Raw genomic sequence first — 12,330 nt, 5'->3', positions numbered from 1 at the left:
GGAGCGATATGAAAAATGAAACCAAATCAACAGAAAGTAGTCGAGGCAGACCGTTTGAATTTTCGTGACCAGACGGATGATGTGGTTAGAGAAGTGCCGGCCACGACGGATGCCAGCGAAGCAGTTGCAGCAATGACCTCACATATCAATAAATACGATGTACCGGATGAGTTGGAGGAGAAATAGAGAATGACCGAGCGCGCACAGGATAACCTGTTGCGTGCTTTTTATATGATGCATAAGGATAACCAAAGATTTAGCAGCTCTGTAAGGGGCTGCTTCTTTTTATTGTTTCGAAAGCATCATAAATATTTTTAAAAAAGTATTGCATATAGGTTTACTAGGTATTATGATAATAACAGATTATTTTTTTGTTCTTGAAAAAGGTATAAGGTTTAGACCTTAAAGATTTATGGATCGGAGTGTTGATATGTTAATTCCATCTCCTCTGCGCTTTGAAAAAGTATCAGCTAAAAAAGTGAGTGATTTTATAAGAGAGCAGTTGGAAGAGGCTATTATTCTAAAAGAGTTGCTTAGCGAGGAGCAACTACCGACAGAGCGGGAACTCGCAGAAATATTTAATGCCAGCAGAATTACAGTCCGTGAGGCGTTATCTCAATTGGAGTCCAAGGGGCTCATTGAGAAGAGGGTAGGTGCCAAGGGAGGGACCTTTGTTCTTCCCGTGACAGCAAACTCTCATAAACGTACTCGGGTAGAAATCGCAAAAGATTGGGAGCATATGCTGAAGGTCTTTGAATATCGGATGATTGTGGAACCAGAGGGGGCTTTTTTAGCGGCTACGCGGATCACTACAGATGAACTGGATTTGCTTCAGCATTATCTGGATCAGAGTATTGAAGCGGACTGCACCCGAGAATGGTTTCGGGCCTTGGATGTCAAGTTTCATTTGGCCATTGCCAAGGCATCGGGCAACCCATTTTGTGAAGCTGCTGTTAGACAGATTCGAACCAAAATTAATCCAGCACTTGATCTCATGCCCTATGATGATCAGATTCGGACGGTGAACTACGACGTCCATACAGAAATTCTGAGTACACTTCGGGCACGGGATGCTGAGAAGTCGCGGGAAGTGATGAAGCACCATATCGGACATTCTGCAGATGCCATTTATGCAAGATTGGTTGCAAAAGGCTAGACGGTGTCCTACAGGAAAAAGAACACGATTTGAGCAGGGATGGTGAAAACATGAATATACATGAGCTTTTGGCTTTATCTAGACCGCTTCAGGAGCAATTGATCACTTGGCGTAGGGATTTTCATCTCCATCCTGAAACGGGTTATGAAGAGATTCGTACGTCGGGCATTGTAGCTGAGCACTTACGTAGCCTTGGATTGGAGGTAACAACCCAGGTAGGGAAAACCGGGGTTGTGGGTCTGTTACGAGGAAAAAGCCCGGGTCCTACCATCGGTCTAAGGGCAGATATGGATGCTTTGCCGATTCAGGATGAAAAAGCGGTTCCCTATCGGTCACAGACTCCGGGAAAGGCACATTTATGTGGGCATGATGCCCATACCGCAATACTTATGGGAGCCGCGCAGTTACTTACAGAGCTGGAACGGCCTGAAAGAGGAAATATCAAATTTGTCTTTCAACCGGCTGAAGAAGGTTTGGCCGGGGCCAAGGCTATGATCGATGACGGTGTGTTGGAAAATCCAAAAGTAGATGCGATGGCAGGACTACATATGTTCCCGGGTTTGAAGACAGGAACACTTGGGGTCAGCAAAGGGGTGGCTTTTGCATCCGCAGATGGCTTAACGATTAAAATTATAGGCAAAGGTGGCCATGCTGCTCGTCCACATGAGGGGATAGACGCAATTGTCGTGTCCGCGCAGGTTATTTCTGCTCTGCAAAATATTCCAAGCCGTCTGGTTGATCCACTTGAGCCCATTGTCATTACGATTGGTAAAATTAGTGGCGGTTATATGGGAGCTGCCATTGCACCTGAAGTAGAGATGATCGGTACCGTTCGAACTTTATCTGCGGAACTGCGCAGTCGAATGCCTGAGCTAATTGAACAGGTGGTTCGTGGGGTATGTGAGTCATTCGGGGCCGGGTATGAATTAAATTATCAGCATGGCTACCCGGTTGTGCAGAACGATTCGGATATGGTCGATTTGATGACCGAAACGAGTGAGCAACTGTTTGGCTCCAAGGAGTGGAACTACATCAAACCATCAACAGGCGGGGAAGATTTCGCTTTTTATTGTGAGCAGGTACCCGGTGTTTTCTTCCGGTTGGGCTCGGGGAGAGGAGATGAAGATACAAGCTATCCATTGCATCATCCCAAGTTTGATTTGGATGAATCGGTACTGCCTTATGGAGTAGCCATGATGTCGGCCATAGCGCTGAATTTTTTGAAGACAAAATAAAAATCGGGTTTGAGACGCTCAGAAGCAGCTGTGTGGCAATATACAACCTCAATGGACTGGAGTGGACAAGATGAATAGACATAAGTGGTTTACAAGCGGGATTACGTTACTGATTGCTGTGATGATCCTGGCAGGCTGCGGTGCCCCATCCACAGGCGGTAGTAAAGACACCGCAACATCGACATCGACCGGCAGTAAAGTACTGACGATAGCGAATGCTACGGATATTGAGAGCTTTGATCCTCATAACAATAACAATACGGCGAGTGAAGCCGTTCTGGTTAACGTATTTGACTACTTGTTGAAAAATGATAGTCAGCAGAAGAAAGTTCCTGGACTCGCAACTTCTTGGGAAAAGGTAAATGATACGACTTGGCGTTTTCACTTGCGCGAAGGGGTTACCTTCCATAACGGTGATCCATTCACGGCGGAAGATGTGAAGTATACGATAGAAAGAGTTGCAAAGGATAACACGCTCAAACAAAATTCCTACTTTAAAAATATTAAAGAAGTGAAAGTGGTGGATGAACATACAGCAGACATCATAACCGACGGGCCAGATCCGCTGCTGCTGAATCGTTTATCCAAAATGGGAGCAGGGATCTTACCTTCCAAGTATATTGAGAAAAATGGGATAGAGGCATTCCTTAAAAATCCAATCGGTACAGGCCCTTATAAATTTAGCCAATGGATTAAGGATGATCGTGTAGTACTCGTTAAAAACGATAAGTATTATGAAGGTCAGCCGAAATGGGATCAAGTTGTTTTTCGTTCCATCCCGGAAGCCTCTACGCGTGTATCTGAGCTGCTCGCAGGCTCGATTGACATTGCTTCTGGAATCCCATCCACCGATATAGAACGTATTCAAGGCGAAGAGGGCAAAAAAATCGTCAAGGCTCCGATACAGCGAGTCTTGCAATTGATTTTACGTCAAAGCCAAGGCAGTGTTACGGCTGACTCCAAAGTGAGAGAAGCGATAGATCTCGCGATTGATAAAAAGGGAATCGTGGATAGCATCGCAGGCGGTGCCGGGATTGTAACCCGTACTTCCGTTACACCAGGCAACTTTGGTGCTGATCCTTCCCTGTATGAGAAAACATTATATGATCCGACTAAAGCCAAAGAACTGTTGAAGCAGGCCGGATACACTGGTAAAGGTCCAGCATTAACTCTTTCAGTATCCTCAATATACAAGGAGTATGCTGAAGTCGTAGCTGCCATGTTAAATAAAGAAGGATTCAACATTAAATTGGACGTGCTGGAGCCAAGTGCTTTCAGTGAGCGTTACAGTTCCAAATCCTTCAAAGAAATGTTTATGATCGGGATTGGAAATTCCCTGTTTGACGCTTCCAACAACTATAACCGCTATCTGTTAGAAGAGGCTAAAGGAGAAACGGATTATAACAATCCGAAGGTAGAGAAGCTGTTGCAGCATGCACTGACGAATCTGGATACAGCTTCGCGTGAAAAAGAGTATCAGCAAGTGCAACAGATATTGGCGGAAGATCGTCCAGCCGTATATCTGTTCCAAATGGAAGGGATTTATGGCACTGGTAACGGCGTGAATTTCCAACCGAGAAGCGATGAGATGTTCTACGCAGAGGATATTACACCTGCAAAATAAAGAAGAGAAGTGAACGGGCGGGGACCTCAATGAAGGTTCCTGCCCGTCCTTTTAAAAAAAGCCTGCTGGTTATGGAGGTGACGGATTGAAAACTTATATCGCCAAATCACTGCTGCAGGTTATTCCTGTACTGCTGATTGTCTCCCTTATTGTATTCATCCTGGTGAGGGTAACCGGAGACCCGGTAGCTCTTATGCTGCCGGAGACCGCTACAGCTGAGGATCGTGCGATATTGACACAAGCGCTCGGGCTAGATCAGCCCTTATATACGCAATACATTAAATTTATGGGCAGTGCCTTACAAGGAGATTTTGGCACCTCGTTTCGCTATGGTGAATCGGCTTTGCCATTAGTGTTGGAACGGCTGCCTGCTAGTTTTGAATTGGCAGTAGCTGCCATGATTTTTGCGGTCATCATTGCAGTGCCGTTGGGCGTCATCTCAGCAGTCAAACGTAATACCTTTACCGATTTAATCATTTCCAGTTTATCCGTAGTCGGAAAGGCCATGCCTAACTTTTGGATGGGGATTATGCTCATTTTATTATTCTCCGTCATGTTGGGAGTGCTTCCGGTGTCCGGCCGGGGCGGAATGGATCATTTAATGCTTCCGGCCTTTACACTGGGTGTCGGCCTTTCTGCACAGATGACCCGACTCATTCGCTCCAGTATGCTGGACATTTTGAATCAGGACTATATTCGAACAGCCCGAAGTAAAGGGATTCTCGAAATCGTAGTGATCGGAAAACACGCTTTTCGCAATGGATTGATTCCGGTCGTCACGATTATGAGCTTGCAATTTACGAGCTTGATCGGCGGCACTCTGATTACAGAGACGGTATTTGCATGGCCGGGTTTGGGGCAGCTACTTGTCGTCGCTGTGAATACGCACGACATGGCTATCGTCCAGGCCGCTGTATTTGTGATTGCCTTTATTGTGGTCATCAGCAATATTTTAACCGATGTCGTTTACCGACTGCTTGATCCAAGAATTAAATACAACTAGAGAGGAGAGGAGGAAGTGTGGCAGGCATTCATGATGTACAAGCCCTTGGCCCAGACCTAGACCTGGATGGCAAAAAGAAAACACAACCGTCCGGTATCGGGCGCGTATGGAAGCAACTGTTTCGAAGTAAAACTGGGATGGTCGGTGCAGTAATCATACTGCTCGTTAGCTTAACGGCACTATGTGCCCCTCTGCTGGCCAGTCATAATCCTGCGGATATTGACCCGCTTAACCGTTTGAAGCCGCCCATGTGGCTGGCGGGCGGGTTGCGGGAACATTGGCTTGGTACAGATAACCTGGGACGGGATATGTGGAGCCGTATCGTATACGGAGCGAGAGTTTCGCTTATCGTCGGTGTCGGTGCAGTTCTGGTCTCAGGCACCATTGGCGCAATTCTCGGACTCCTCGCCGGGTTTTATGGTAAATGGGTGGATGCCGTCATTATGAGAGTTGCCGATGCGTTTTTGGCCATTCCCGCCATTCTGCTGATGCTGGTCGTATTGGCTGTGGTGGGTCCTGGAATGACTACGCTCATTTTTGTCATTGGCGTTACGAATTGGGTTTCTTATACGAGGGTTGTCCGGGGCGAGGTATTGAGTATCAAGGAACGAGACTTTGTCAAAGCAGCCAAGGCGATCGGCTCTAAAAATAGTAGGATTCTGTTGAAGCACATTTTACCCAATGTCTTGTCTTCGTTTATTGTGATTTCCGGCATGAACGTGGCGACAACGATTATTATGGAAGCTTCTCTTAGTTTTCTCGGATTAGGGATCACACCACCGGCAGTGTCCTGGGGTGGCATGCTGAGCGATGGGAGACAGTATATAGCCACGAGCTGGTGGGTGGCAACGTTTCCCGGTCTGGCGATTACCATCACAGTCCTGGGCGTCATTTTCCTCGGTGACTGGCTTCGCGACGTGTTAGATCCCCACATGAAGGCGAAAGAATAACAGAAACGGGGGATCGGAAAAGATGACCACGAAATTACTTGAAGTGAAGCATTTGAAAACCTACTTTAAAACGGAGGATGGCATTGTTCCTTCGGTCAATGGTGTCAGCTTCACTGTAAACCCAGGCGAAACATTAGCTATTGTTGGAGAGTCCGGTTCCGGTAAAAGTGTAACCTCCTTGTCTATTATGGGTTTAGTGGCTGCACCGGGTAAAGTCGTGGACGGGGAGATTCTGCTTGAAGGCCGAGACTTACTCAAACTGTCCAGGGGGGAAATGCGCAAATATCGGGGAAACGAGGTATCCATGATTTTTCAGGAGCCGATGAGTTCACTGAATCCAGTATTTACAATTGGTAACCAAATCAGTGAGGTCATCCGGCAGCACCAGAAACTGAGCAAATCGGAAGCACGGCAGAAAAGTATAGAGATGCTGGAGAGGGTAGGCATACCTGGTGCGTCGAAAGTGGTGAGTTATTTTCCGCATCAGTTATCTGGAGGAATGCGTCAGCGGGTCATGATCGCCATGGCCTTGGCCTGCCAGCCGAAACTGCTCATCGCCGATGAGCCGACGACGGCACTGGACGTTACGATTCAGGCTCAAATTTTGAATTTGATCCACAAGCTAAGCAAGGAAGAGAACACAGGCATCATTCTCATTACCCACGATTTAGGTGTCGTCGCGGAAATGGCCGATCGGGTGGTTGTGATGTATGCCGGGGAAGTAGTTGAGGAAGCAAACGTATTTGATTTGTTCGAAAAGCCGGGTCATCCCTATACGATCGGGTTATTAGGATCACTCCCTAAGCTTACGGAACAGAGAGAATGGCTGGATTCCATTCCCGGTACCGTTCCTAATATGATGCAGATGCCGAGCGGCTGTCCATTTCATCCCCGCTGTCCTTATGCCCAAGAACAGTGCACAACGGTTCATCCTGAAATACAGGCCAAGGATCAAGGACACTATGTCAGATGTTTGCGGATGGAGGAGGTGTCAGTATGAGCGAGATAGCACAGGAAATACCGCTTCTCGAAGTGAATGGTCTCAAAAAGTACTATCCAGTGAAAAAGGGCTGGTTTTCCAAAAAAAGCAGTTATGTACGGGCGGTTGATGGTTTGAGCTTTAAGGTGATGCCTGGCGAAACCTTAGGTATTGTAGGTGAATCGGGTTGCGGCAAATCAACAACGGGACAAATGATTACGCAGCTGCTGGAACCCACGGCAGGCGAAATCCGTTTTCAGGGGCAAAGCCTGTCTGATTTAACGGACGAAGAAGTCCGCAAAGTCAGACGAGATTTACAATTTGTATTTCAAGATCCGTACTCTTCTTTGAATCCGAGGATGAAGGTCTTTGATATCGTCGCTGAACCGCTGCAGGTACACGGGATTGCTAAAGGGAAAGAGCTTAAAGCTGAAGTTTTTCGACTGTTGCAGACGGTAGGGTTAGGCGCTCATTTAGCGGATCGGCATCCCCATGAGTTCAGTGGTGGACAGCGGCAGAGGATTGGCATTGCCAGAGCGCTTGCCATGAAACCGAAGCTCATCGTTTGTGACGAGCCCGTGTCCGCGCTGGATGTTTCGATTCAGGCTCAGATTTTGAATTTGTTAAAAGAGCTTCAGCAGCAGTTCCAGCTCACCTACATTTTTATCGCTCACGGCCTACCCTCCGTCAAGCATATTAGCGATCGCATCGCGGTGATGTACTTGGGCAAAATCGTGGAGCTTGCAGATCGTGATGAGTTGTTCGCGAGGCCGCAGCATCCGTATACAAAAGCGCTGCTTGAGGCAGTGCCCGTTCCAGATCCGAGGCTGCGTAAAGAACGGATAACACTGACGGGTGAGATCCCCAATCCCGCTAATCCGCCTTCAGGCTGTACTTTTCACACGCGTTGCCCATATGCACAAGAGATATGCCACCAACAGAGTCCACTGCTCGAAGAGCATACTCCAGGGCATAATGCGGCCTGTCATTTTCCCCTGCATAAGCAGATGGCTTATGAATAGATAAACCTTTGGAAGTAGGATTTAACCGAAAAAGGAGGGCTACTCATGAATAAACGACAGATTGTACCGGAGGATTTATACGGATATCAGTGGGTCAGTGATCCGGCAATAAGCCCCGATGGAACGATTGCCTACGTCCACAAAAGCATAGATCGTTCAAAGAATGATTACCATACGCACATCCGTGTCGTATCGCATCTTGGGAACGACGATAAGCTGTTGACTAATGGCAATAAGGATTCAGTTCCTGCTTGGTCACCCGATGGATCGCAGCTAGCTTTTTTACGACTGGCGGATGGAAGCAAACAGCTATGGACGGTTCCGGCTGAAGGTGGAGAGGGACAGCGACTGACGGAGGTGAAGCGGGGAGTGGGTGCATTCGTCTGGTCACCGGACGGGAAGTATATTGTATTCACAAGTATGGTTAGTATAAACGCCGAACGGGAAGTCATGGCGCTTGAGGAATATAGCAAACAATCGGGTGAGCGGGGGCGTATCGTGGATCGTACGACTCCCAAAGCTGAGGGATCGGGCTGGTGGAACGGTCTATTTAGTCATTTATTTGTACTGGAGCTTGAAAACGGCCGGGTAACTCCAGTCACCTCCGGGCCTTGGAATGCATCTTACCCTGTATGGTCCATAGACAGCAAGCGAATTTCATTTTTGTCCAAACGTGTAGAAGATGACAAGCTGGACGCAGATCTGCTTTCGTTTTCGGATGTGTATACGATTGATTTCGACGGCAGTGATCTGGTGAAAGTTACGGATTCCAGCTTGGCGATTAGCCAATTTTCGTACGCCCCGGACGGTAAATCATTGACTCTGATCGCCAGCGATCGCATTTATGGAAGTGGTAGCCAGAATCGACTGTATACCGTGCCTGTTACGGGGGGAGCCCCGGAACTATTGTTTCCTGAATTCGATATGCAAATCGGCAACTTCGCCTTAAGTGATATGAAATCATTTGGTACGTCTTCATCTCCGTTATATGCTCCTGCGAGGTTGAAGCAAGAAATGTATGTGCTTGGGACGCTGAAGGGTGCTGTCCATATATACCGATTCACAATGGACGGCAGTATTCAAGCAGTAACTGACGGAAGCGATAGAGATATCTATCAGTACACGTTATCTGCTGACGGTTGCTATCTGGTCTTTGCTGCACTTGATGCGGATCGGCCTGGAGAGCTGTATCACATGAATCTGGAGACAGGGGAAGAGAAACGGCTTACGCACCATAACGACGATTACATGGCTTCCTTGCAAGTGAGTTCACCAGAGACATTTTGGTTTGAGGCTTCGGATGGCTTCAAGGTACAAGGATGGATCTTCAAGCCAGCGGAACTAGGCTCCGGGGATCAGGTCCCTTTGATTTTACAAATTCACGGGGGACCCCATGCGATGTATACCGGCGCATACAGCCATGAGATGCAGACGCTCCTTGCACAGGGGTATGCCGTGCTCATGACCAATCCACGCGGCAGCTTCGGTTATGGTCAGGATTTCGCACAAGCCTGTCGGGGAGACTTTGGAGGAGGAGATTATCAGGATGTACTGAACGCCTTGGACTTTGCGCTGAACCAGTTTGATTATATAGACGAAACCCGGCTCGGCGTGGCTGGTGGCAGCTATGGAGGCTTGATGACCAACTGGATCATTTCTCATACGAACCGATTCCGCGCCGCCGTTACGGAGCGCTGCATCTCCAACTGGCTATCCTTCTATGGTTTGAGCGATATCGGTATTTCCTACACGGAGGGAATTGTTGGAGCTAACCCGTGGGAAGACCCTGAGTTGCTCTGGTCCAAGTCCCCACTGGCACATGTAAATAACATCGAAACTCCGCTGCTGATTTTACACGGCGAGGAAGACCTGCGCTGCCCGGTTGGGCAAGGGGATGAGTTGTATACAGCCCTGAAGCGGCTGGGTAAAACAACACGCCTTATTCGCTATCCCGGTTCCAATCATTCTTTGCTGAAGAGCGGTAAACCGTCCCTTCGTGTAGATAACTTTGAGCAAGTGGTGTCCTGGTTTAATTCCTACTTGAGTAAAGGAGTTGACTCTGATGAGTAAAGTGCAATTGTCGATGCCAGTGGCCTTTCTGATCGAGAACTTACTTACAAGTGGTGAGCAGAAAGACGTCATCATTGAGTGTCTTAAAAAACAGGACTTTTCTCCTTTACTCGGCAAAGTTAAAGAAAAAACAATGGATTTCAAAGAACGTTGTCAAACTGCAGAAGATATAGGGGACGAGTGGGAAGAAGCGATCCACAGCGGTTATGAATTTAAGTTTTTACACATCAATGGACTGAAAAGACTGCTTCATTTTCGTTTTGATCGAATCATAGATCGAGATTATGAGCAGGACGGAATCACGTTGAAGGGGCTGTACCTTGATCCTATCGAAATTGATACTTTGCAAGGGCTGATTGGCAGACAGTGGCAGGTGATTGGGGAGGACAATGGAGAAGTAGGCAGCGTGCAGAGCATCGTAAGTATTAAGCTTTTATATCGAAATGATGACAGTTTTTAAAGGGAAGATCAGTTACCATAGCTACGCCCAACAGTCCTGATGAGCATTTTTGATCGGGACTGTTTTTTTCTTTTATGTGCTAATTGATAAATTGAATTGCATCATATTTCGTTGACACAGTCCACAAATAACATTAATATAATTGTTGCATAAATCCACTAAATAGGGGGAGTTATAATCAATATAGATGCTAAGATCATAGCAGATATGAGACGTTTCAATCGATTTTATACCAATATACTGGGTTTATTAGATAGACATGTGCTGGATAGCGGATATTCCTTTACCGAGGCACGTGTCATTGTAGAAATCGGTATGATCGAGCCATGTATAGCTAATACTTTAGTCGATTCTCTTAAAATTGACCGCAGTTATATGAGTAGAATCATAGCTAAACTTTGCAAAGAGGGCTTCCTTGTTAAGGAAAATTCTACGGTGGATAATAGAACAAATCTGATTCGTTTGACACCTAAAGGAAAAGCGTTCTATCACCAACTGAATGAAAGGTCTGATGAACAAATTCTAAAATTAGTTCAAGGACTCTCAGAAGAAGAGATTAAAGAATTACATGCTTCTATGTTGTTGATTCAGAAGAAACTGGATAATTTGGAGAGGATACAGAATGATTCGATTTGAATGCGACTATACCGAAGGTGCCCATGAGCGCATATTAAAGCGACTATTGGAGACTAATGATGAACAAACCCCAGGCTATGGTGTGGACGAGCATTGTGAAAAAGCCAGAGCTTATATTAAAAAAGCATGTGACTCCGAAAATGCAGAGGTACACTTTTTAGTTGGGGGTACACAAACCAATACAACGGTTATCTCTTCTATTGTGCGTCCGCATCAAGGTGTTGTTGCTGCAGTTTCTGGACATATTGCCGTACATGAGACTGGGGCGATTGAAGCTACTGGACATAAAATACTTACTTTGCCAAGTGATGATGGGAAAATCCGGGCCGAACAGGTAAAGGGTCTGTATGATGCTCATTGGAATGATGCCGCTCCCGAGCATAGCGTACAGCCCGGTATGGTCTATATTTCTCACCCTACCGAGAATGGGACGATCTATACTAAATTCGAGTTGGAAGCGTTAAGTCGAGTCTGTCGGGAATGTAGTTTACCGCTTTTTATTGATGGAGCCCGATTGGGTTATGGCTTGGTTGCAGAGGATAGCGATGTAACTTTAGCAGATATAGCAAAACTATGCGATGTATTTTATATTGGCGGGACAAAAGTTGGAGCATTGATGGGAGAAGCAGTAGTCATTATAAATGATACATTGAAAAAAGATTTCCGATACATGATCAAGCAAAAGGGAGGACTGCTGGCTAAGGGGCGAATGCTGGGCATTCAGTTTGAAACTTTGTTTGAAGACGGTTTATATTTTGAAATTTCCAAACACGCTATAGATATGGCAATGTTGCTTCAAAACGGATTATCTGAGCAAGGCTTTTCTTTTCAGTACCACTCTACAACCAATCAGCAGTTTCCGATTTTACCAGATCGTATATTAAAGGCATTGAGCGAAAATTATACTTACTCCTTTTGGGAAAAGGTTGATGATACACATAGTGCTGTTCGATTCTGTACCAGTTGGGCTACGAAGGAAGAAAATGTTGAAATGCTGATTCAGGATATTAAAGCATTACGATAAAGGTAATGGATGGAAAAGGCGATTTATACAATCTTAAAAATGTAGAACGACTATGTAAGAGGCTATACTTCGTTGCATGTATTGCAGCGAAGTATGGTTTTTTTGTTGTGTATTTTACTTAATCCAAAGCGGCTTGTCTTTAGTTCCATGAAAGAGCAAGTGGATATAAAA

The 12,330-nt window shown here is 46.2% G+C and carries 12 protein-coding genes; all 12 read left to right on the top strand.

Annotated elements, in window-relative coordinates:
• Positions 1-15: 15 nt before the first annotated feature.
• The 12 genes from ACWXW9_RS10350 to ACWXW9_RS10295 all read left to right on the top strand — a co-directional run bounded on the left by ACWXW9_RS10350 (position 16) and on the right by ACWXW9_RS10295 (position 12,159).
• Complete coding sequence (locus ACWXW9_RS10350; protein WP_007432293.1) at positions 16-186, top strand: hypothetical protein; 171 nt, start codon at positions 16-18, stop codon at positions 184-186.
• A gap of 244 nt (positions 187-430) precedes the next feature.
• The gene (locus ACWXW9_RS10345) at positions 431-1,156 is read left to right on the top strand and encodes a FadR/GntR family transcriptional regulator (protein ID WP_494929334.1); all 726 of its coding nucleotides are present in this window, start codon (positions 431-433) and stop codon (positions 1,154-1,156) included.
• A gap of 50 nt (positions 1,157-1,206) precedes the next feature.
• The gene (locus ACWXW9_RS10340) at positions 1,207-2,391 is read left to right on the top strand and encodes a M20 metallopeptidase family protein (RefSeq protein WP_494929333.1); all 1,185 of its coding nucleotides are present in this window, start codon (positions 1,207-1,209) and stop codon (positions 2,389-2,391) included.
• A 70-nt stretch (positions 2,392-2,461) separates the two neighbouring features.
• On the top strand, positions 2,462-4,015 hold the full coding sequence (locus ACWXW9_RS10335) for an ABC transporter substrate-binding protein (RefSeq protein WP_494929332.1): 1,554 nt from the start codon (positions 2,462-2,464) through the stop codon (positions 4,013-4,015).
• A gap of 85 nt (positions 4,016-4,100) precedes the next feature.
• Positions 4,101-5,018 carry an ABC transporter permease gene (locus ACWXW9_RS10330; RefSeq protein WP_494929331.1) on the top strand — a complete coding sequence of 306 codons (918 nt, stop codon included), beginning with the start codon at positions 4,101-4,103 and terminating at the stop codon, positions 5,016-5,018.
• 17 nt (positions 5,019-5,035) lie between these two features.
• Positions 5,036-5,968: an ABC transporter permease gene (locus ACWXW9_RS10325; RefSeq protein ID WP_494929330.1), complete on the top strand. Its 933-nt coding sequence runs from the start codon at positions 5,036-5,038 to the stop codon at positions 5,966-5,968.
• A 22-nt stretch (positions 5,969-5,990) separates the two neighbouring features.
• Positions 5,991-6,968: an ABC transporter ATP-binding protein gene (locus tag ACWXW9_RS10320; RefSeq protein ID WP_494929329.1), complete on the top strand. Its 978-nt coding sequence runs from the start codon at positions 5,991-5,993 to the stop codon at positions 6,966-6,968.
• Positions 6,965-7,969 carry an ABC transporter ATP-binding protein gene (locus ACWXW9_RS10315; RefSeq protein ID WP_494929328.1) on the top strand — a complete coding sequence of 335 codons (1,005 nt, stop codon included), beginning with the start codon at positions 6,965-6,967 and terminating at the stop codon, positions 7,967-7,969. The genes ACWXW9_RS10320 and ACWXW9_RS10315 overlap by 4 nt, the downstream gene beginning before the upstream one ends.
• A 45-nt stretch (positions 7,970-8,014) precedes the next feature.
• Positions 8,015-10,039 (top strand): S9 family peptidase, encoded by a 2,025-nt coding sequence (locus ACWXW9_RS10310; RefSeq protein ID WP_494929327.1) that lies wholly within the window; start codon positions 8,015-8,017, stop codon positions 10,037-10,039.
• Positions 10,032-10,499 carry a hypothetical protein gene (locus ACWXW9_RS10305; RefSeq protein WP_494929326.1) on the top strand — a complete coding sequence of 156 codons (468 nt, stop codon included), beginning with the start codon at positions 10,032-10,034 and terminating at the stop codon, positions 10,497-10,499. Before ACWXW9_RS10310 ends, ACWXW9_RS10305 begins: the two co-directional genes overlap by 8 nt.
• Before the next feature lie 207 nt (positions 10,500-10,706).
• Complete coding sequence (locus ACWXW9_RS10300; protein ID WP_494929325.1) at positions 10,707-11,135, top strand: MarR family winged helix-turn-helix transcriptional regulator; 429 nt, start codon at positions 10,707-10,709, stop codon at positions 11,133-11,135.
• On the top strand, positions 11,122-12,159 hold the full coding sequence (locus ACWXW9_RS10295; RefSeq protein ID WP_494929324.1) for a threonine aldolase family protein: 1,038 nt from the start codon (positions 11,122-11,124) through the stop codon (positions 12,157-12,159). Before ACWXW9_RS10300 ends, ACWXW9_RS10295 begins: the two co-directional genes overlap by 14 nt.
• Positions 12,160-12,330: the final 171 nt, after the last annotated feature.

This window comes from Paenibacillus sp. LT-B23, assembly GCF_059417685.1.
Note: the sequence above shows the minus strand (reverse complement) of the source record. Positions and strands in the feature narration are given on the sequence as shown.